The organism is Paraburkholderia caledonica NBRC 102488 (assembly GCF_000685095.1).
GTDB lineage: Bacteria > Pseudomonadota > Gammaproteobacteria > Burkholderiales > Burkholderiaceae > Paraburkholderia > Paraburkholderia caledonica.
This window is the reverse complement of record NZ_BAYE01000009.1, coordinates 1-20,406: the sequence shown is the minus strand read 5'-3', so window position 1 is coordinate 20,406 and position 20,406 is coordinate 1. Positions and strand designations below refer to the sequence as shown.

The following is a 20,406-nucleotide window of genomic DNA, read 5'->3' as shown; positions in this document are numbered from 1 at the left end:
ATTAGGCTGCCTATTACATCGACACAGCGCGCCGTTAGGCCGGACGAGCTGCACGACACGCATTGCAAGGCAGTATGACGTTATGCGGCGGCTCTGAACCGGGTAGAAGCGAATTTTGCAATCACGTCCGACGCGAGAATCATGCGACGCCAGTTCGCCGGGACGAATGTCATGCTGCGTCGAGGGCTGAACACATCGTCGCCAGTCCAGATGGGGAGACTGGAGAGAGCACAAAAACCGTCTTCACGCGCCAGACCCAGACGCCAGATCTGTTCTGCGTAATGCCCCGTCTGCGAATCGCTCCAGTAGATACTGAGCGTATCGGCGGACAGCATTTCTTGCACGACGATCCGGGCTGGCGGCGGGGTCCATTCGGCCCAGTGATCTGCGCGTGCAGCCGGAAGTCTTGCCCGGCGCATCTGCTTTTTAACCGTGGGTTCCAAAGGCAAAGTGGAAAGCAAAGGCGCCGGACGAAGCAAATTTATCAGGGCCCGTTCGATTATCTGGTCGTCGTTCAGCGGTGACACGGTTGGGGACGATGGCATTTTCATAAGACGAAAGCAGCGGTGATTGATAACGCGTTATGTTCTTTCTCGAAATATGGGATGAATCGGCGAAAGCTCGTGCCACCCTGGTTCGCAATATTTGTCATCCGGCCATATACAGACTTGGCTCAACCAATATCCGCTTCAATTTTCGAGGTGATTCACCGGTGCTTATCATCCATGCCCCACGCGGTTTTTTACAACGACATTTATACTCACGTTTTCGGACACGACGGCTGGCGTATCAATGCATCGGATTGGCTACTTCTTGACGGGCGACTTCCAGGTCATGGCCATTGGAACCCAGACAGTATTTGAAATCGCCAACATCGTTGCGCGTGAGCCTATTTATCACGTGACGAATTACTCGCTCCGGGGCGGAGAAATCCGCTCGTCGCTCGGCGTCTCTGTCATGACCAGGCCGGCCGATTCAAATGCGACGGCAGACACCTGGATGATCAGCGGCGTGGCCAATCCAACCGGCCGCACCACGACCGCCGAAGAACTCAGATTCATCAGCGAGGCGGCTGCGCGCTCACGGCGCACCGCAGGCCTCTGTACGGGCGCGTTCGTTCTCGCTGAAGCCGGGCTTCTAAACGGTAAGCGCGCGACCACGCATTGGGCGTTCGCAGACGCTTTGCAGGCTCGCTGGCCGCTCATTCAGGTCGAAGCCGACCGCATCTTTATTGTCGATGGCGCGATATGGACGTCAGCGGGTTTGACGGCGGCGATGGACCTGGCGCTTGGCCTGGTGGAAAAGGATATGGGTGCGGACTTCGCGATCAGGGTGGCGCGTGCGATGGTCATGACTCATCGGCGCTCGGGCGGGCAGTCGCAGCACTCTGAAATGTTGGCGCTGGCGCCGAAGTCGGACCGGGTCCAGAAGGCGCTCGAACATGCACGCCTCAATTTATCCAAACCCTTGCGCGTAGACGATCTCGCGAAGGCAGCGAATCTCAGCAACCGGCAATTTGCGCGCATTTTTCTTTCCGAGACCGGCATATCTCCCGCGAAGGCAATCGAACGTCTGCGTCTGGAAGAGGCGAGAAATCTGATTGAACGTGGCCGTCATTCACTTGAAACAATTGCCCGCGAAACAGGATTTCGTGACCGGCGTCATCTCCGGGAAGTGTTCACGCGAGCCTATCAAATGACTCCGCAGTCGTTGAGGAGAGAATCGCGGAATGTGACCGGCGATGAACACCCCATCGACGAATAGAAAGAGACGGCTTTCGCGCTCCTCGAAATTCGACCCGCCCCGTCAGTCGGTCATCCCTGCATCTGGAATGTCCGAAAACATGACCTTTAACGTCATTTGAGTTGGTGGCCTTCGGCACCACAATTCACTCCGGCACAACTGTCTTCAACACGGAGTGACATGATGACGCAAGCACATTTAGGCACGGCACTGATTACGGGCGCATCCTCCGGCATCGGTGCGGTGTACGCCGAGCGCCTCGCGCGACGCGGTTATGAACTCATACTCGTTGCCCGCAACCGTGAGCGCCTCGCCGCGCTAGCCAGCCGTATCACGACGCAAACCCAACGCAGTGTCGAAATTCTCGACGCAGACCTCGGGACTCAGGCTGGCCTTTCGATCGTCGAAACAAAGCTTAAACAGGACGCGACGATCACCCTGTTGGTCAATAACGCGGGCGTCGGTACGCACACGCCTCTCGAGGACAGTGACGTCGATGCGATGTCGCGCATGATCGATCTCAACGTGACGAGCGTGATGCGTCTTACCTACGCCGCCGTGCCCGGTTTTGTGTCGCGCGGCAAAGGCGCCGTCATCAATATTTCGTCGATCGTCGCGATTGCGCCGGAAGCGCTCAATGGTGTCTACGGTGGAAGCAAGGCCTTCGTGCTCGCATTCAGCCAGTCGCTGCACCACGAGCTTGCCGGCAAAGGAATTCGGATCCAGGCCGTCTTGCCGGGTGCAACGGCTACCGATTTCTGGCAAACGGGAGGGTTACCTCTCGAAAACCTGGACAAGTCGATCGTGATGTCCGCCGAAAACATGGTGGATGCGGCGCTGGTCGGGTTTGACCGGGGCGAACTCGTGACGATTCCTTCCCTCCACGACGTCGCAAAATGGGAAGAATACGAAAGCGCGAGGCGCGCAATGTCGCCCCTGTTGTCGACCAAGGTTCCGGCACCGCGCTACACGACTACTCACTGACATGGGTTGTCGATACATATCCAAATTAAGGAAGCGGTGATCATGAAACTTTCAGGCAACACGATATTTATTACGGGCGGCACGTCGGGTATCGGACGTGCGCTCGCCGAAGCGTTCCATCAACGCGGCAACAAGGTGATCATCGCCGGGCGGCGCAAAGCGTTACTCGACGAGGTGGCCAAGGCGAACCCGGGCATCGATGTCATGGAACTCGACATTGCAGACGGCGCGCAGATTCAACAGGTGGCGCGGCAATTGATCGGGCGCTATCCAACCCTGAACGTCTTGATCAACAACGCTGGCATCATGCCGTTCGACAACGCGGGGAGTGCGCTCGACGATGCGCAGGCGGTGCATCTGATCAATACAAATCTGCTCGGTCCAGTGCGTATGAGTGCGGCGCTTGTCGAACATCTCAAGCAGCAGCCGGAGTCGACGATTATCAACAACAGTTCCGTGCTCGCCTATGTACCGCTGGCTGCTACTGCACTGTATTCCGCAACCAAGGCAGCAGTCCACTCATACACCATGTCGCAGCGATTCATGCTGCGCGACACCAGCGTGCGCGTCCTCGAAATCGCGCCGCCGTGGGTCGACACGGATCTCGTCCACAGGAGTGGCGATCCGCGTGCAATGCCGCTCGACGCGTTCATCGCCGAGACCATGGACAAGCTCGCTACCGCGACGCAAGAGGTGGTGGTCAGCGCTGCCCAGCCGCTGCGCGACAACGTTGGACCGGACGAGTACGCGTTCGTCGACCAGTTCAACCTGTCGTTGAAAGATAACCCGATTCCAGTAGCCTGACGCACCCCAACAGCGATCGCGACAAAGCGGCGGTCGGCGCCGCTTGCGCGGTCCGGCCGCTTGTCCGCCGTCCGACCCCGGAATCGCTCAACTCCAGTACTCGCTCATGACCCCAGCTATCCCTGCGAAAACCACGCGTGCGCTCCGCGCGCTTAGTTTTGCTTACTTCGTGCAAGCGACAGGCGCGTTATCGGTCGTCGGCAGTCTCAATGCGATTTCGCGTGAATGGGGTCTTGCCGACGCGCAAAGCGTCTACCTGATATCTTTTTTTGGCGTGACCTTCGCGTTTGCCGCGCCTTTGCTGCAAGTCGGCTTCGGACATTTGCGACGGCGTCGCCAGGTGCTTATCGGGCTCTCGCTCTTCAGTGCCGCCGCATTGCTATTCGCGGCCGCACCGAACTACTCCGTCCTCGTTCTGTCACGCGTGCTGATGGGATTGGGCGCGGGATTTATTGGCCCTGTGCTTGGCGCATTGGGATCGAGCCTCGTTGAACCCAGGCATCAGGGCAGCGCAATCGCCGTCGTTCTGCTCGGACTGAGTATTGCGGGTCTCGTAGGGATGCCGCTTTCGGCATGGGTCGCTCACGTGTGGGGCGCGCGGGCGTTATTCGTTGCAATTGCGTGCGCGGGCGCGGCAACAGCGGCGCTTATCGTGGCGGTCGTGCCCGATTCCAGCGAGGGCGAGCATGTCCAGCTCAGAACCGTTACATCGCTGTTAAGCCGTACCGAGACACTCAGCGCCTTTCTTGTCGTGTTTTTCATCGCTGCAGGCGTCTATTCGACGTACTCGTTTATCGCCCCAATTGTTCGGGACACGTTCCATGCCGGTTCCAGCGCTGTATCGGCCGCGCTTGTCGTTCTGGGCGTTGCCGGCGTCGCAGGCAACCTTTTCGTGACGCGTGCCGCCAGGCGCTATAGCGCGGAAGCGATGTTGACCGCCGGGCTCGCGCTGCTCGCCATCGACCTCGCGTTGCTTTGGATGACGCCACCCGATCTGGAATGGTTCTTCGTTGCGCTTGCTGCCTGGGCATTTGCCACGGATCTGCTGTGGCCTTCCCAGCAGCGCCGGATCGTCGAGATGGTGCCGGACCGGCGCGGGACTGCATTGGCGTTGACTGCGTCGTTCGTATTTTGCGGGATCGGCTTTGGTTCGGCAGTGGCGGGGCATGTCTATCCGGTGTTCGGTTTTACGGGTGTCATTTGCATCTCGTTGGGTTTTCTGACACTTTCCGCCGTCAGTCTGATTATTTCGCGGGCTTCCGTTGCGAAGATTCAGGTGGCTGTCGCTGGCGGCTCGAGTCAGTCTTGATCTTCCAGTGCGCGCACACGCGGACCACCGGGCAATGACGGCCCTTCTGTAGCATCCGCGGCACACCGGCTCCATTTGCAACGCATTCAGGCGGAGCATATGGCGCCCGCAAAAATTGAGCGAGAAGATAGTTCCGAGAGGCTACCTGCTTGCGTTTGCGGAGTCGAACGGATGATTCCTGCGCCCCCCAAACGGGCATTTGCGCTAAGCGGCAACCAACGGCGGTAATGGGTCGAGCTTGTGTGAAAACACGCTGATCACCCAAACTGAATTAACTCATTCAGCATGGCGACCGGACGCGCGACGCTGCTTCCAGAATGCCTCGATGACTTCGTCGCCGAGGACAATCCGGTCAGGATCATCGAGGCATTCGTTGAAGAGCTTGATCTTGCATCACTGGGTTTCGATGGAACGATGCCGTCGATTACTGGTCGACCGTCCTATCATCCGGGCGTGCTGTTGAAGATCTATATCTACGGCTACCTGAACCGGGTTCAGTCGAGCCGTCGCCTGGAACGTGAATGCCAACGCAATGTTGAATTGATGTGGCTCACGGGCCGTCTGGCGCCGGACTTCAAGACCATAGCTGACTTCCGTCGTGACAATGGCATTGACATTCGCAACGTGTGTCGCCGCTTCGTGATGCTGTGCCGTGAGCCGAAGCTGTTCTCGCAAGCGCTGGTCGCCATCGACGGCAACAAGTTCAAGGTAGTCAATACGCGCGATCGCAACTTCACCGAGGGATCTCACGCTTGCGCGAGCAGATGCGAAACCTCGACCAGATCAAGGAGCAGTTCAAGACGCAGCCTGATGGCCGACTCTCGATGGCCGATCCTGATGCACGCTCCATGGCGACGAGCGGCAAAGGCTCGGGCATGGTGGGCTACAACGTACAGGTGGCGCTAGACGCCAAACCCCACCTCATCGTCGCTCACGAGGTCACAAACTCTGACAGTGATCTAAGGATGGAGCAAGGCCGCGACTTCAACGTGGAGTCACAGTGACTTAACAGTGATTTCAGATTGACCTCAAAGTGAAGTCAGCGTCCGCAATCGCACAAGCGCTTCGCTCACGATCTCGCCATATGCGCGGTCTTCAGCGTCGGCAATCCACTGGCCGAACGCGACCCGGAAAACCGCAATGCCCGCCTCGGCGACGAGGCTTGCGTCAGGCTCCTGCACACCGCGCAAACGCAGGGCGTTGGCGAGTGCGCCTGACAGCGTCGCCAGTTTGATCAACTCCCGCTCGTGCAACTCTGGATTGGCGGCGATCACCGCATGGCGCACGCGTGCGTAAGGTCGGCGCTCAGCGGTGAAAAATTCGCCGGCGGTTGCGAGAGCCGCGGCGACCGCGTCGATAGCCGATGCGTCGGCCGGCGCTTGCGCGAGCGCTTCGACCATCGTCTGCTGCAACTGCTCGGAGCCTTTGAAAAGGACCTCGCGTTTGTCGGTGAAGTAGCGAAAAAACGTACGCGCCGTCAGGCCGGCACGCTGCGCGATGGCGGCCACCGTCGTGCCCTCGAAACCGACTTCCTTGAACAGCTCGATCGCGGCGACAAGAAAGCGCTGCTCTGCGTTGGGTTCCCAGCGACCCATGATCCCTTCCAGAAAACGTGTTGACACTGTGTGACATCATAGCGCTATACTGATGTCACTCAATGACATCAACGGAGCATGCCATGCGAATACTTGTCACTGGCGCGTCGGGTTGGATCGGATCCGCGAGCGTCACGGAACTCATCGACGCCGGTCATCATGTGCTCGGCCTCGCTCGCAACGATGAGGCTGCCGCGAAGATCGCCGCGCTCGGCGCGGAAGTGGTGCGCGGCAGCCTCGACAATCTCGACAGCCTGCGTGTCGCGGCCACGATGGCCGAAGGCGTCGTGCATCTCGGCTACAACCACGACTTTTCGCAAATGGCAGCGGCGGCCCAGACCGATCGCGCGGCCATCGAAACGTTTGCGGATGTGCTGAGGGGCACGGGCGGACCGCTGCTGATCGCGTCCGGTACCCTCGGCCTCACGACGGGGCGCGTCGGCATCGAAAGCGACACGCCGGCTCCGGACGGTCATCCGCGTCTCGCCAATGCAGCATATGTGCTCGGGCTGCGCGAGCGTGGCATCCGTTCGATGGTGGTGCGCTTCGCACCCACGGTGCATGGCGCGGGCGGGGATCACGGATTCGTTGCGGTACTCGCGAGAATCGCGCGCCAAAGCGGCGCGTCGGCTTATATCGGCGACGGGCAGAATTGCTGGCCCGCAGTGAATCGGCTCGACGCCGGCAAGCTGGTGCGCCTCGCGATCGACAAGGCGCCGGCCGGCTCGGCCCTGCACGCGGTCGCCGAGGAAGGCGTTACCACCCGCGAGATCGCCGGCGCGCTCGGCCGGTTTCTGGACATGCCGGTCGAGTCGATTGCCGCCGAGCAGGCGCAGTCGCGATTCGACTGGCTCAGCATGTTCTTCGGTGCCGACATCCCCGCGTCGAGCGCCCACACGCGCTCGCTGCTCGGTTGGGAGCCCGTTCATCCGACGTTGCTCGAGGACATCGCAGCGGGACACTATCCGGGGCAATGATTGGGACTTTGGCCTGCGCTACGCACGCCAATCAAGCCATCGAGCGCACGACGAATTGCACTGAGGCGAGTCTGTTCCCCGCGCGCATGCGGCTCCGAAAGCGCGAGTCAGCGGCCGCGCGCGTGCCACGCGCACGAAGCGAGCACGCATAGCGCTACGAGCGGCAACAGCAGCGCCCAAAAAGAGGCGATCAGAAAGCCCGCAGCACCCGCACTGGCGCCGATCGCGAACCCCGCCACGGGCGGCAGGGTTCGCATGAGCCGTGTGCGCGCAGTCTGACGGCTCTTGGTGTCGCGCCGCGAAGTCAGCAAGTCGAAGGCGTCGATCACGGCTTGAGTCACGTTGCCCGTCATCACCGTGTTTGCGACGACCGAGCGCGCGGTCAGGCGTCCGTGCGCGTTCTGCACGCCCATCGCGGCAGCGCCGAGCAGGCCGCAGGCAATTGCAATCGGCGTATCCGGACTGGTGATGGGCGTTGCGACGACGCCGGCCACCATGAATCCGGCGAGCAGCGCGGCTTGCATCACATACAGCGCAAACGCGCGTGTGCCGTGACTGCGCGGCGACAACAGGTTGTACAGCACGCGCGCCGCGATGATTCCGCAGACAAACGCGGGAAACGCCAGCCATTTGATCAGCAGTCCCTGACCGGCACCTGCCAGCCCCGAGCCAATGAGGATGAAGTTGCCCGTGACGTGTGCCGTGAAAAGGCCGAATAGAGCGATAAAGCCGAGTGTGTCGACGTATCCCGCGATCGACGCGAGCCAGGTGTCCTCACCTGGCAGATGGTCGAGTGCTGGAGCAGATGCGTCGTGCGCGAGTGTCGTCTGGGGCATGGCGTGGTAGGGGCTGGGAGATATTGCGGCGCGCGTCAGGCTTGCACGCGCGCGGGTGCTCGCGGGCGCATGGTGATCCGGTAACGTCCCGCGCCGCCGATGGCGACGGTTGCGAACAGAATCAGCAGCATCCACGCGAACTGTGCTTCGAAGAGGGTCCATTCGCGATGCACGAAGCCGAGTGCGATCACCGTGACAACTAGAATCGGCAATGCGGCGAGCCGCGTCGCGATGCCGGCGATCATCAGAAGCGGGCACGCCACTTCGGCGAAAAGCGCGAACCAGAAGGTCAGCGTCTTACCCATGTGCAGCGGATCGTCGATCGCGTTTAACTCCTGCGAGTAGTGCAAGGCTTTCGGCAAGCCATGCACCAGCAGCACGAGGACGCTGGCGCTCACGCGCAGGAACAGCAGCGCGGCATCGGTCGGCGAAAAGCGCGTCACGGGCGAGCGCGCGATGTGGTCAAGGTGGCACGTCGCATACGAGCGGACCGGCGGGGCAGGTTCATGTCGATTCCTTGATCGTTCAGGGTCATACGGCGGCTGTAGTGTCTCAAGCCGACAGACTACAGAACGCGGACCTTGAAAGTCCTGATGCGCGCATTAACCGTTCTTAATTTTGCTTTATGACGCACCGGCGGGACGTCACCATGCCGCCGCCAAGGCCGCCAAGCCCATCGCAGTGGAACCTGTCAATGAGAAAGCGTTTCGGCGTACAAAAGCCGGGCACTCATAATGCTCGGGGTGCATGGGCGAAAGCGCAAGCTGAAAAACTGTGCCCGCCCGGCATTCGAACTCCGTGACGGGCCTTTCTCGCGACGGGGACGAAAGGAGGCATCGCCATGGTCGACCAATACGATTTGCAACGTTTCGTGGACGCGCAGCAGCCGGTGTATGCCCGAGTGACCGACGAACTGCGCGCCGGCGACAAGCGTAGCCATTGGATGTGGTTCATCTTTCCGCAAATAGAGGGGATCGGCAGCAGCCCGACCGCGCAGCGCTACGCGATCTCCGGGCTCGACGAGGCGCGCTCCTATCTTGCGCATCCGCTGCTCGGTCCGCGTCTGCGAGAGTGCACGGCAATCGTCAACGGTATCGAAGGCAAGACGTTGGATGAGATCTTCGGCTATCCGGACAATCGAAAATTCTGTTCGTCGATGACGCTGTTTGCGCGCGCCGCGCAAGACAATGCGATATTCGAATCGGCGCTTCGCAAGTATTGCGACGATAAGCCGGATCCGCTCACCGTCGGCAGGTTGCCGCCCGACTGATCGCGGGCAACGGCGGGCGGTGAGGCGGTTGAGTCGCCTCGCGCGCGGATCGGCAGATGCTTGTGCTGCGCGACGGCGTGACAAACCGCCAACGGTAGTCGCGTGTTACCGGTTATCGAGCGGATGAACCCCCGCGAGCGGGCTGCCGTATCCGCCCGATTGCGCGTTGTTAGGCAGCCCGTTGGACAACTGGGCACGGGGATCCGTGACCTTGAGCGGCAGTTCGCCAGCCTGCCGGTTACCGTGCGTCGGATACTCACTGCCGAGCGGCGCGTCGGGAGTCAGCGCAAGCGTATTAAGCGGCGAGTTAACGTCGTCGCGCGCGGACATATCCGCGTGAGCTTGAGAAACGGGAAGGGCGGCGAGGGCGATGGCATAACCCATGAAAGTAATCGCGGTACGCATGCTAGGACTCCGGTGAAAAACTGTGCGGGACGGATCTGCTGGGATCCATAGGGACTTACGCAGGCATTGGCCCGACGGATGCAAAAACGTCGCCGCAGACGTCGCGGAAGTAAGCGGACTCCGAATGGCGACTGCAACGACTCGCGCGGCGCTATGCCGATCGTACGCACTTCAAAGCCGATTGCACCAGCGGCCCGGATGGCGGTGTCCAGCGTCTTGAACTGACGCTCTTACCGAGGATCGGTTTCCTGCGCCGTGTACAGCTCGACCTGCATCTGGTGTCCCTGTCGGCTGACCACAATCAGCGTGAGCACCGCAGATCGTTGCATGCGTCGCCGCACGCGTCAGACACCGCCTGTGACGAGGGGCAGCACGGTAAGATCAGGATGCGTGCCGTCGACGATGCTGCGTCCCACGTGCACGCCCTCGCCGAGAGCGTCGTCTTTGCTGCCGAAACTTTCGTCGCCGTCCGCGTGAAACCGCACTGCATGTCCCGGAATCGTCGGATCGGTGCCCGGATGACAGACGTAGCCCACATACGTGTAGCGGTTCTCCATCGCGTTGGACGCATTAACTTCGCCCTGCGCATTTTTAAGGAGCGGCTCCACGTGAATCTCGAAGCCCTCGTACACGACCATTTGCCAAGGTGCGGTTTCGTCGCGCATAGTCGCCTCCGTCCTCGTCGCGCATATCGAAAAGTCTAGGTGATTTCGTCGCGAAGCGCGCTGATGGACGGCTACGGCAAAACCACTACGGCCTGATGGCGCCGGTTTGGTGAGCGGCGTCAGCGCGACGGTGACATTCACTGACCCCCGACGTTTCCCCGATGACAAGTGGTGCGGTGCGCCGCACAACGGTAGCGACAACTATGTTTAGGCGAGCTCCGATCGGCGACACCTGAGCGATCGCCGGTACTCGCTGTTCGCCATCCTCGAAGGGCTCGCAGCGAACGTGCCGGTCAGGTCCAAGCTTCACCTCTTCGGTGTAAAAGGGCAGGCCGTTGAGCGCGTCAAGATGTATGACTGGGTAGCCAGCGTTAATTCCATGGCGCCGGACTTGGGCAGTCCATGAGCGGCCGCGGCGCTTTAAGACCGAGCGGCACGCGCCGCTCGTAGTTACCCGCGGATCCGGGGCCAGCCCAGCAACAATTGCGAAACCGCTGCACCCACGCCTTCACAGTCTTAGGCGCTCCTGGGTTCACCTGCGGCATGGGCAAGAGGCCGATGCTGCGAGAGCAGCGGGAGACTTGCGTACAAGATATCGCTGCGCAGCATTTAGGCCAGTGGTGCGTGTGTGGCCCACGAAGAATGGCGCACAGAGCCGGCATTTGAACTGCGGGCCGGAAGTCAGCCGTCCCGTCTCGGTCAGCGCCTGGTTGCGTGTCGTGCATGGCGCTCGGTGCTTGATGCCGCTCGCGTCAGGAAGACACGTGCGCCATCAAACCATTAATGGCCCGGATGGAAGCGGAGTGATAAATCCCGCCTTTTTTACTACACGCGATCCGTCCGCGCGAGATGGACCTCAAGTCTGTGCAAGCCGATCGACAGCACGAATGTCATCAGCCAATATGCTGCCGCAATCGCCAAGTACGGTTCCCAATACCGGCCATACGCCCCCGCTACTGTGCGCGCCGCATAAGCCAGCTCGGCGAGTCCGATCGCGGACACCAGCGAAGTATCCTTCAGGAGCGCAATCATGTTGTTGCCGAGCGCTGGCAGCATGCGCCGGAACGCCTGCGGGATGACCACATAACGCATCATCTGCATTTGCGTGAGACCCAGTGAAAGGCTTGCCTGTCGTTGCCCAATTTCAATAGACTGGATGCCACCGCGGAACACTTCCGAAATATAGGCTGCGGAGTTCAGCGTCAGCGCAGCAACGCCCGAAATGAGTGCGCCGTAATCCTGCTTCAGAGTTCGCGCGAGATCGCCTCTGATCAGCAGTCCGGTAACCGGATGGATAAAAAGCGGCATCACTGCGAAATGCATTAGCAGAATCTGCACGAACAGCGGCGTGCCGCGAAAAAAGCTTACGTAGACCGTAGACGGCCAGCGCAGAAGGTAATGGCACACGGCCTTCCACGGCTCGTGCCGCCCGTCGGCGAGTCGCGCCAACGCGATCAGCAAGCCGAGGATGCAACCCATCAGTACACAGGCCACGGTCATACCGATGGTGACGAGCGTGCCCTGCCAGAAAAGCTGCTTGTACTCCGCAAGAATGTCCGGGCGGAACCAACCGAACCATACCGTCGGGTTGCTGTCTTCCATGCTTGCCTTTTAGATCGCGAAATGGATCGCGGCGAGATCGTCGTGCGTCCCGCACGACCGGACCCTCGCACGCGTCACTGCGGCTTGAAATCCTGATTGAACCACTTCTTGTAGATCTGGTTGTAGGTGCCGTTCGCGCGAATCGCGCCAAGGCCGGCGTTGATCCTCTCGAGCAGCGCCTTTTCGCCCTTGCGCACGACGATGCCATAGTATTCCTTCGGAAAATTGGCGTCTTCGACGGTCTTCAGGCCGGGGTTCTGCGACACGCGGTAAGCGATGACGCCGTTGTCGCCGATCGCGGCATCGACACCACCCGAAGCCAGTTCGGAAATGATGAGCGGCGTGCTCTCAAAGCGGCGAATATTCGGATTCGTTTTGCCGACTTCACGGCTCATCACGTCGTCTGCCGTCGAGCCGCTGACCACGGACACCTTCTTGCCGTCGAGATCTTTCAGCGATTTCACGGTGCTGCTTTTAGGCACGGCAATCAGTTGCCGTGCATCGAAGTACGGCGCCGAGAAGTCGAAGCTTTGTTTGCGCTTGTCGTTGATCGTCACGCCGGAGATTACGAGGTCGACGTCGCCATTGTTGAGCGACGCGAAGATGCTCGTGAACGGTGTGTTCACGATACGCAATTTCATGTGCTGCTGTTTGGCGACGGCATCGATGATGTCAATGTCGAAGCCCACGATCTGCTTGTCCTTGTTCTCGAACGCGAACGGCGTGTAGGTGGCGCTGGACGCCACCACCAGTTCGCGGTCTTGCGCCTGCGCGCCGACCGTTCCCAAAGCGCAGAACGCCACCGAAGCCAGGGTAAGGATCAACTTCTTCATAGCTGCATCGCCCGATAAGAAAAGCAGGATTATAGGGTGAACGCGGCAGTATCCAATTTTCCGTCAGACATGCGACGAGCCGGTCGTGTACAAGCGGCACCTCCAACCCGTTTTGCAGGAGTGGCCGTCAGAATTTGAGCGGCCTCAACTGAACTTTCCAAGCGGATTGACCTCTGCACCGTTACGAGCGTTATCCGTCATATCATCGTATCCCTCAGCGCATCCCGTCTTGAACGCACGCAAGCTCAGTGCGAAGGTGATGCCATCGTAGCGACGGAGCAATGCGATGGACGACGCAGCGGAAGAGGCCGTACTGACGGGTGCACGACGCCCCCGGCAAGGCGAAGCATTCTGGCGCGACATGGTCATGGCATGGACCACAAGCGGACTGGGCCTTCGACGTTTCTGTCGTGAACAGGGGCTCGCCGTCAGTACCTTCGGCTTGTGGCGCAGGAAGCTCTCTGGCGAGGCACGAGCAGACGCGCACCCGCTCGCGGTCGCCCCGGACGCTGCATTTATCGTTTCCCGTCCGGACACCGCGCCGCCGTCGACGGCGGACGCTTTGTCATCTTCGCGTGATCGGGTGACGTTGTCGCTCGCCGGTGTTCGCATCGAGCTCACCGGTGCTCATGCCGATCGCATCGTGCGTTTCGTGCTCGGACAGCTCCGAGGTAGCCGGTGCTGATCGCAGCCGATGTTCGTGCGTATATCTGCCGTGAGCCGGTCGACATGCGCAAATCCATCGACGGCCTGTCGTATCTGGTCGAACCACTGCTTGCCCAGAACCCTGTCGCCGGTAGTCTGTTCGTGTTCGTCGGGCGCGACCGCTCGAAAGTCAAATGCCTTTACTGGGATCGCACCGGCTTCGCGCTCTGGTACACGCGCCTTGAACGGGGCCGCTTTCCCTCACCGTTAGCGCTCGCGCAACGCGGCTTCACGCTCGCCGAACTCAACGCCTGGCTCGAAGGCATTGAGATCCCGGCATGCGAACCGCATCACGCATCGCGGTGACGCGCGTGCGCTGAACTCGCTGTCGCCTGCGCAGATACAACACTCCCCCGATCTTGTAAACGTGGCGCGAGTTGGGCATCATGATAGCCATGCCGCCCACCGTCATCACTGTCGCGGAATTGCCGGTCGAGCCCGACGCGCTGCAAGCCTTCGCGCTCGAACAGAACCGGTGCGTGAAGAAGGAAGCGGTCACTGCGGAAGACACCAGCGGTGACAGCAAGGCAAGCCGAAAGTTGTTGGCGGAGACGTTTGACGCGGTCTATACAGCGCTGTTTGAGCGGGGTGCGACGTTCCTTGTGACGGCCAACGCGACGCTTCGAGCGGATGACCTGTCAGACGGTGCCCCAAAGAAAAGGACATGACGCCCAATTCCAGACAATGCCGTCGTGCGGAGTTTTTTGTCACGAAGAGAGCTCGGCTCCCGCGTGCCCCTCACGAGCCGAAGGTAGCGACAGGGTCTGCGCAACCAGGGCAGACGCGACCGATCATTGCGCGCGAGCAAATCGAGATCAGTTCTATCGTGGATCCGGTATTCGAAGAACAGTTGATTGCTCAGGTCGGACGACCGGCCGGAAATCGCCGCCCAGGCACGGTCGGGGAGCGATTGGTGGCTCGGAGATGATGATCTGGCAGCGGCTATGCGTTGGTATGTCGACAGCAAGTTTGGCCAGAAAGTGCCCGGCGGAGAGAGCCTGTGAAGACAACTGATCTGGAAGGTGCGCAACTCGATTACTGGGTTGCGAAAGCGGAAGGCCTATCAAACCCAAAGGTGGAGGATGGCCTCTGCTGGGTGGCGTATGTTGATTGCGACGACAAACACGAGAAGTCCGTCGAGATTGACGCCGCCTTTTCGCCGTCGACGGACTGGGCTCAGGGCGGCCCGATCATCGAACGCGAAGACTACTGTCTGCCCCGGGTCAACACTAATGCTGGCGCACTCCACCATGGCGGTTACGCAGCATCCACACCGGCCGGCTTTTGCTTCTACGGAAACACTCCGCTGATTGCCGCCATGCGTGCCTACGTTGCAGACAGGTTCGGCGACGAAGTCCCTGACGAGATCTAGCCACCTTTCCTGCCTATGGTTGTGCATCCACTGGAAGACAGCCATGACATTCGAGGAGTTCAAATCGCAGTTGGCGATGCTGCTGTGCGATCAGCCGCGCGGAACGACCGCGGACCTGACCGGCTTCGCCGTGGCATGTTGGGACGGGCGCGATGTGCTGAGGTGTTTCTCCGCGACAACGACAGACTCGACGAGGAGTATGACCTCGACGTGAACGCGTTTGAGCGATGGCACGACGCTTTCGTCGCGTGGCTCGAGAATCCGCGTTGCACCGTGCGGGCCGACGAGTAGCAAACTACGTGAGGCAACAGGTCAGCGCGAGTTGCAATTCTGATGAGTCAATGCGCCGGTCCTTTGACGCTGATGAAGCGAATGGGTATCGAGGCGCTGTACTGCAAGCCGAACGCGAGCCGACGCTATGCTCAGCACAAGATCTGGCCGTATCTGCTGCGGGGCATGACGATCAATCGGGCAAACCAGGTCTGGGCACTGGATACGAGTCATATCCCGATGGCGCGCGGCTTCGTGTATCTGACCGCCGGCACGCCGGATGAGGCATACTTCGCGACGCTGCCTGCGATCAAATTGGCAGCATGACCGCCCCGGACTTTCCACTTAAAAATCTTGGAAGACTGTCCGAACGAGTGAGGCCACCTCTTTCAATCGCCGGGCCCTCGTGGAAAATACCGCCTCACCACGATCGGGACGTGAGGCTCTCGCTTCAACGCTGAACCTGATACGGTGGACATGTTGACAGGCGCTGATCGTCTACCGCGCGGCCGACGGTGAAGTGATACAGGCTTTGCCAGGTGTGATCCTCCACGCCGAGCAGTGTGTGCATTTCATCATCGAAAAAGCAGCCAATTCCTGTCGCGCGCACGCCGGCGGCTTCGGCTTCGAGATAGAGCGCCTGGCCAACAATGCCGCATTCCCAGAACAGATGGCGATAACGCCATGGCTGCTTCAACGCGATTCCGAATCCTGCGATCATCCCCAGCGCAAAGCAGGAATCGGCCCCGATATTCTGGTGGCAGCAGATCAACTTTGCCGTGGCACGTAAATCGTAAGGCAGCAGAAGATAGAGTGGCAGATGATCGGGGCCGGTCTTTTGCCACAGCCATTGTGGACGTAGAGATCGTTTGAGATCCGGCAGCGCACCCGGATGTCTCACAAACATATACAGGCCTGGCTCCAGGTCGCCCACGCGATGCACCATTAACGCTGCATGCACTGCCGCAGGAGACCTCAGCACATTCCATGGCGGCGTGTCATGACGTGGTAACAGGCACGCCAGCATGCTGAAAAACGCCGCCTTGGCAATGCACGTCGTACCGTCGAAATTCACCGCGCTGCGACGCTGCCGCGCGATCCGGGCAAAGCTGAGATCAAGGGCGGGCGAGGCGGGAGACGGGTGTTCTTCCGAATCCGGCACGGTCGGTTCGCGAGTACGGGCCTTATGCGTGGCGCGATGGATCGAATCGATATCCGGCCACTTCACATGTCTCGGACTCAGCTGATTCGCGCGTCCGTGCCACTGTGCGCTATCCAGGGCGATCAGCATGCGCTCAAGATCAGGCCGCAATTCAGGGTTGCCGATCCAGAGCAAGGCATCCGGCGCCTCTGCTTCTGCCTTCGCGAAATCTTCTCCGCGATTCAATCCAAGCAGGTTGGCCACTGCGTCGTCCGCAGCCGCCTCCACCAGCCGCGTCTGCCAGCCAAGCGCTGCCGCAGCGTAACTCACCGCGGCGATGACATGGCCGCAATCGTGCTGGCAGTAGCGCCAGGCACGCATGCCGTATTTCCACGCCTCGCGCCAGGGGATCGAGCTTATGCCGATCAGGACGCCACTTTGCGGGAGCGCCTCGCTCCATCGTTCGTCATGCACTGCAGCGCGACATTCAAGGGAATGGTCCTGGCTCAGGTAATGATAGACCCCACCGGACAAGCCGGGCAGAGGCGGACACAGAAGATAGCCCTCGGTTGGATGCAGATTTCCGCTCGAAGGGTTGCAGCGCAGTGCCCACCGCTGCGTGCCGTACGATTTCCACGCCGACAGGCCGAGAGAAAGTTCGAACAGGATTGCCAGACTGGAAAGATCGAATCTGCGCGCGGGGGGCAATGCGCCGCAGCGCAGTTCGTTGTAGCGTGTAGTCAGGCAATCCGCGGCTAACGGCAGACCAATGCGCGGTGCGCCGTGAAATACCCGAAACGGATCCGGTTGGGATGCCCAGTCGAGTTCCCCAGGGCCAGCGGCATAGCCGCTAATGCGATGCTTGCTGCGCTCGTGATATTCAAGCATCGCGTGCTTTAACTGGTCCATGTTCTCCTCAGACCGGGAATATCCGCACATGCGGCTGTACAAAACCGGCTGGCTGGACGTTGCGATGCAGTCGTCATCGAGTCGTGGAATCGAACGTGCTTCGGCAAACTGCCATTGCGCTCGGCGTCCCTGTGCAATGCGCCGGCAATCGGCTTGTCTTCACGAAAGCCGGAGGATGGTTCCGGCGCTTACGTCACCCTTCAGGTGTCTTCGAAGGCATTTGGGACCGCCGACTTCAAAAACTCGTGGCCATCCCAGGTTAGCCGCCAGTCGCTACCCATCGAGCGGACGAGATTTGCGTCGGCCAGCAGGTTCAACTGATACCACACACCCCGGTTCGACACATCGAACGCATCCTTGAGCGCACTTTCAATGTCAAATTCGCTGAGGTGCGGGGACTTGTTTTCCTCGAGAGTCTTCAATATTGCGAGTGCCAGATTCATATCGCGTTTCACGGTCTCCTCCTTTCGCAGATAGGACATACATCGAAAGGACGCCACGGGTACAACGTACGCGCAATCATACCGGTGCGGATCGCGGCACGGCTCTTTGCGCTTCCGCGCGCTTGCGCCGAAAGGGTGGAACGACGCGAGCCGTTCCGATCCACGATCGACGTTCATTTGACGACGCCACCGGACGTCCCATCTAACTCAGATGTTGTGGCCGACCAGGCATATTCCTGTGCGGTCGTCTGGCATCTTCTGCCTGATTGTTTTCGTGCTCGTCGCGAGTGGGTTCGCGCAGTGCTGCGACAGATCCCGGCTGATTTCTGCGCCGGCCTTGAAATCGGTTTGGCGCCCGGTACGGATAAGGGTACGTGTTTCATCGTCCTCCGAGAGGGCTCTGGGGCGCGGGCATCGAAGTACACGGCGAGCCCCGTCTTCTCGCGGGTTGGGGGCGCTGATTGCAAAGCTGAGCGGCGGCGCCGCAATCGATGTGATTCAGGATTCCCAACAGGCTCATGACACGGTCCGAATGCGTTGGCTGAATTTCAACACGAGTCGCGAGCGCTGCCTGGGATTCAGCGCTTCGGTCCCCTCATACCCTCGGTTTCCATCGCAGCATTCCGCTCTTCGCAGGCCTCAATGGGCTCCATGGTCTCGTCGACCGAAGCTGTCGCGCGTTCTGTGGCCGCCTTCGTTTCGTCGACGGTGGAACCGAGTCCCCCGTCGTCGTCGCTCGGGGGCTCCAGCATGTCGCGAAGCATGGCCTGCAACTCAGGCGTATCCCACGGCTCGCCATGCTGCTGTTTCTTATTTATGTAGTGTCTGACTTCTGCGTCCTGCTCCTGCGTCAGGGGAAGACCGCGAAAGGTGCTTTGGGGGGTAGCGTCGGTCATGGTGTTGCTCCGGAATTTATCCTATTTTGAGTGTAGCCCTGTTGTGGCCAACGAGCCTCAACTATCGGCTGCGCATGGACTGATTGTCCATTCGCATCGGCCCGTCCAGGGAACGGACGGTGCTATCGGCACAGACACGAGCGCGCTTTGCGCAATTGCTACTGATAGCGGCACCGTGCAACAATCCCCCGGCGGGACAACGTCACGCGATGACACGGAGCAGCGCAGGGGCCTTACGGAGAGGGGACATGCCTCGAGCGTGGCTTCGCGTCTTTTTGCGGCACGTGCAGGCGGTTTCGACCGCTCACGGCGATGCGCGCCGCGATGCAAATTGCGGCGGGTCATGAAGGAAGGCAGGAACTATGACAAAACTGTCCGGACAGTTTTCCATCGAGCGCGTGCACCAGAGCTGTCGCTGGTGATGCCCGAGTGCAACCCGATCGGTGAACCTGACGAGCGCATGGGAGTCGGCTTCCACAACGTCAGCCATAGCAGCGACGCACTCGGGCACTGCGTAACGTTCCGGGATTATGGCGACGTCGTGAAGGGACCACGAATATCGGTGTCGGGCAGACGGGGAGGGCGGAAGATGCAACTGATCGAACCGGATGAGCGCCAGGCTTTCGTGGCGACCTTGCAGCGCAAGGGACTGGCAGAAGGTGAATTCGAACTGCTGGAAACGGAGACGACTGACCCCATGGGGGACGAGAACGTCGGCCTGCAGGGCTATGTCACCGTAACCAGACTATCAACCCAAATTGCGAGTGAACACCCATCGGATTCGAAACCGGTTGGGTACAGCAATTCAGACAGGATCTCGAAGCTGGCGTCTTCGATAAGCCGGGATTAGATCCCGCATCTCATTGAGCTGCAGGTAAGACTTGACCGCGCCAGCCGGCGCGGGCACCAGCCGGGAAGCAGGCATACTCACGCCCTGCGCGTGCATCCGGAAGAACAACGCCTTCGAGCGCGTCGCGAATTCCGCCCCACGGCTTCGCAGGCGATTGCGAAGCCTCACTACGGTTGGCAGCGGGCGACAGGTGGCAAGTGCGTGCCGACCCAAAGCTGCGAGTGACGAGACCAGAATGGATATTCGCGCGCCAGGTCACGATCGCACGGTGTGACCGGTGGCAACACTTACGCCTCGGGGGAACAGGGTGTCCGCAACGAAGGATCAGTACCCCGACGCAATCTCAGGGTACGCATTTTTTCGCCCGGAATCAGCCACTCTTTTCTGCGAGATTCTCCAACCTATCTCTGTCGGCAGGTGGTCATGGGATATGCGAACACGGGAAAGCCACGGGCTGTAGGTCAGACTGCCGGGCAAGCGGGCGGCTATGTTTGATTGATTCCGCTCCTGAACCTCGACTGCTGCAACTCTTGGGATCGTGTTTCGGGGGGATCTCGCGACAGAATCCGCGGCAAAAGATGCGGGCGACGCGCGCATGACGGTGATGGCCGAAGAAATGTTGGCCCGCCATTGATCTGCCCGTCTTGCGGCGGTGCGGGACCCGGAGGTCTTTGTGCAGCGAACGGTCGGATATCGCGGATTCGAAATTTACGTTGATTTGCTTTTAGTTCCAACGACTGAAACCGGACATTTCAATTTAGCGGAAACACGACATCCGAACTTTGGAGTAACAGAGA

Annotated in this window: 22 protein-coding genes and 3 pseudogenes; 14 read left to right on the top strand and 11 right to left on the bottom strand. The window is 60.2% G+C overall.

Going from position 1 to position 20,406, the window contains the following annotated elements:
* Positions 1-80 precede the first annotated feature (80 nt).
* Positions 81-527: a DUF3331 domain-containing protein gene (locus BCA01S_RS36510; protein WP_084166889.1), complete on the bottom strand. Its 447-nt coding sequence runs from the start codon at positions 525-527 to the stop codon at positions 81-83.
* Between the two features lie 265 nt (positions 528-792).
* On the opposite strand from BCA01S_RS36510, the gene BCA01S_RS19115 reads away from it, so the two are divergent.
* The 5 genes and pseudogenes from BCA01S_RS19115 to BCA01S_RS19095 form a co-directional block, all read left to right on the top strand.
* Positions 793-1,764: a GlxA family transcriptional regulator gene (locus BCA01S_RS19115; protein WP_027778291.1), complete on the top strand. Its 972-nt coding sequence runs from the start codon at positions 793-795 to the stop codon at positions 1,762-1,764.
* A gap of 162 nt (positions 1,765-1,926) precedes the next feature.
* Complete coding sequence (locus tag BCA01S_RS19110) at positions 1,927-2,727, top strand: SDR family NAD(P)-dependent oxidoreductase (RefSeq protein WP_027778290.1); 801 nt, start codon at positions 1,927-1,929, stop codon at positions 2,725-2,727.
* Between the two features lie 42 nt (positions 2,728-2,769).
* Positions 2,770-3,531, top strand: a complete 762-nt coding sequence (locus BCA01S_RS19105) for an SDR family oxidoreductase (protein WP_027778289.1) — start codon at positions 2,770-2,772, stop codon at positions 3,529-3,531.
* Positions 3,532-3,637: 106 nt separating this feature from the next.
* Complete coding sequence (locus tag BCA01S_RS19100) at positions 3,638-4,840, top strand: MFS transporter (RefSeq protein WP_027778288.1); 1,203 nt, start codon at positions 3,638-3,640, stop codon at positions 4,838-4,840.
* Positions 4,841-5,125: 285 nt separating this feature from the next.
* Positions 5,126-5,799 (top strand): annotated as a pseudogene (locus tag BCA01S_RS19095) (transposase); the annotation flags it as partial.
* 69 nt (positions 5,800-5,868) lie between these two features.
* Here BCA01S_RS19095 and BCA01S_RS19090 read toward each other — a convergent pair.
* Positions 5,869-6,435 (bottom strand): TetR family transcriptional regulator, encoded by a 567-nt coding sequence (locus BCA01S_RS19090; RefSeq protein ID WP_027778286.1) that lies wholly within the window; start codon positions 6,433-6,435, stop codon positions 5,869-5,871.
* A gap of 83 nt (positions 6,436-6,518) precedes the next feature.
* Between BCA01S_RS19090 and BCA01S_RS19085 the strand changes: the two genes are divergently transcribed.
* On the top strand, positions 6,519-7,412 hold the full coding sequence (locus BCA01S_RS19085) for an SDR family oxidoreductase (RefSeq protein ID WP_027778285.1): 894 nt from the start codon (positions 6,519-6,521) through the stop codon (positions 7,410-7,412).
* Between the two features lie 107 nt (positions 7,413-7,519).
* On the opposite strand, the gene BCA01S_RS19080 is transcribed toward BCA01S_RS19085, so the two are convergent.
* On the bottom strand, positions 7,520-8,248 hold the full coding sequence (locus BCA01S_RS19080; RefSeq protein ID WP_027778284.1) for a YoaK family protein: 729 nt from the start codon (positions 8,246-8,248) through the stop codon (positions 7,520-7,522).
* A gap of 35 nt (positions 8,249-8,283) precedes the next feature.
* The gene (locus BCA01S_RS19075) at positions 8,284-8,691 is read right to left on the bottom strand and encodes a DoxX family protein (RefSeq protein ID WP_027778283.1); all 408 of its coding nucleotides are present in this window, start codon (positions 8,689-8,691) and stop codon (positions 8,284-8,286) included.
* A gap of 398 nt (positions 8,692-9,089) precedes the next feature.
* On the opposite strand from BCA01S_RS19075, the gene BCA01S_RS19070 reads away from it, so the two are divergent.
* Positions 9,090-9,518: a DUF1810 domain-containing protein gene (locus BCA01S_RS19070; protein WP_027778282.1), complete on the top strand. Its 429-nt coding sequence runs from the start codon at positions 9,090-9,092 to the stop codon at positions 9,516-9,518.
* A gap of 105 nt (positions 9,519-9,623) precedes the next feature.
* On the opposite strand, the gene BCA01S_RS19065 is transcribed toward BCA01S_RS19070, so the two are convergent.
* From BCA01S_RS19065 to BCA01S_RS19045, 4 genes are all read right to left on the bottom strand, one after another.
* Positions 9,624-9,923, bottom strand: a complete 300-nt coding sequence (locus BCA01S_RS19065; RefSeq protein WP_042318951.1) for a hypothetical protein — start codon at positions 9,921-9,923, stop codon at positions 9,624-9,626.
* A gap of 344 nt (positions 9,924-10,267) precedes the next feature.
* The gene (locus tag BCA01S_RS19055; RefSeq protein ID WP_027778280.1) at positions 10,268-10,588 is read right to left on the bottom strand and encodes a hypothetical protein; all 321 of its coding nucleotides are present in this window, start codon (positions 10,586-10,588) and stop codon (positions 10,268-10,270) included.
* Positions 10,589-11,413: 825 nt separating this feature from the next.
* Positions 11,414-12,190, bottom strand: coding sequence for an amino acid ABC transporter permease (locus BCA01S_RS19050; protein ID WP_027778279.1), 777 nt, complete (start codon positions 12,188-12,190; stop codon positions 11,414-11,416).
* Between the two features lie 74 nt (positions 12,191-12,264).
* Positions 12,265-13,023: a basic amino acid ABC transporter substrate-binding protein gene (locus BCA01S_RS19045; RefSeq protein WP_027778278.1), complete on the bottom strand. Its 759-nt coding sequence runs from the start codon at positions 13,021-13,023 to the stop codon at positions 12,265-12,267.
* 286 nt (positions 13,024-13,309) lie between these two features.
* Between BCA01S_RS19045 and tnpA the strand changes: the two genes are divergently transcribed.
* The 6 genes and pseudogenes from tnpA to BCA01S_RS35015 all read left to right on the top strand — a co-directional run.
* Positions 13,310-13,708, top strand: a complete 399-nt coding sequence (tnpA, locus tag BCA01S_RS19040; protein WP_042318949.1) for an IS66 family insertion sequence element accessory protein TnpA — start codon at positions 13,310-13,312, stop codon at positions 13,706-13,708.
* Positions 13,702-14,034, top strand: coding sequence for an IS66 family insertion sequence element accessory protein TnpB (tnpB, locus tag BCA01S_RS19035; protein ID WP_208459222.1), 333 nt, complete (start codon positions 13,702-13,704; stop codon positions 14,032-14,034). Before tnpA ends, tnpB begins: the two co-directional genes overlap by 7 nt.
* Positions 14,035-14,123: 89 nt before the next feature.
* Positions 14,124-14,396 (top strand): hypothetical protein, encoded by a 273-nt coding sequence (locus BCA01S_RS19030; RefSeq protein WP_152035562.1) that lies wholly within the window; start codon positions 14,124-14,126, stop codon positions 14,394-14,396.
* Positions 14,397-14,728: 332 nt separating this feature from the next.
* Positions 14,729-15,100 carry a phage protein NinX family protein gene (locus BCA01S_RS19020; protein WP_027778274.1) on the top strand — a complete coding sequence of 124 codons (372 nt, stop codon included), beginning with the start codon at positions 14,729-14,731 and terminating at the stop codon, positions 15,098-15,100.
* A gap of 43 nt (positions 15,101-15,143) precedes the next feature.
* Positions 15,144-15,314, top strand: a complete 171-nt coding sequence (locus tag BCA01S_RS37205; protein WP_244146047.1) for a hypothetical protein — start codon at positions 15,144-15,146, stop codon at positions 15,312-15,314.
* Between the two features lie 143 nt (positions 15,315-15,457).
* Positions 15,458-15,640, top strand: a pseudogene (locus tag BCA01S_RS35015) (IS3 family transposase); the annotation flags it as partial.
* Between the two features lie 181 nt (positions 15,641-15,821).
* Here the strand turns inward: BCA01S_RS35015 and BCA01S_RS19010 are convergent.
* The 3 genes from BCA01S_RS19010 to BCA01S_RS19000 all read right to left on the bottom strand — a co-directional run bounded on the left by BCA01S_RS19010 (position 15,822) and on the right by BCA01S_RS19000 (position 18,759).
* On the bottom strand, positions 15,822-17,420 hold the full coding sequence (locus tag BCA01S_RS19010; RefSeq protein ID WP_027778273.1) for a SagB/ThcOx family dehydrogenase: 1,599 nt from the start codon (positions 17,418-17,420) through the stop codon (positions 15,822-15,824).
* A gap of 200 nt (positions 17,421-17,620) precedes the next feature.
* Entirely contained in the window at positions 17,621-17,875 is a 255-nt protein-coding gene (locus BCA01S_RS19005; protein ID WP_236720808.1) for a DUF2513 domain-containing protein, read from the bottom strand.
* Positions 17,876-18,441: 566 nt separating this feature from the next.
* Complete coding sequence (locus tag BCA01S_RS19000) at positions 18,442-18,759, bottom strand: hypothetical protein (protein WP_027778271.1); 318 nt, start codon at positions 18,757-18,759, stop codon at positions 18,442-18,444.
* 589 nt (positions 18,760-19,348) lie between these two features.
* On the opposite strand from BCA01S_RS19000, the pseudogene BCA01S_RS35010 reads away from it, so the two are divergent.
* A pseudogene (locus BCA01S_RS35010) lies at positions 19,349-19,626 on the top strand (transcriptional regulator).
* Positions 19,627-20,406 lie beyond the last annotated feature (780 nt).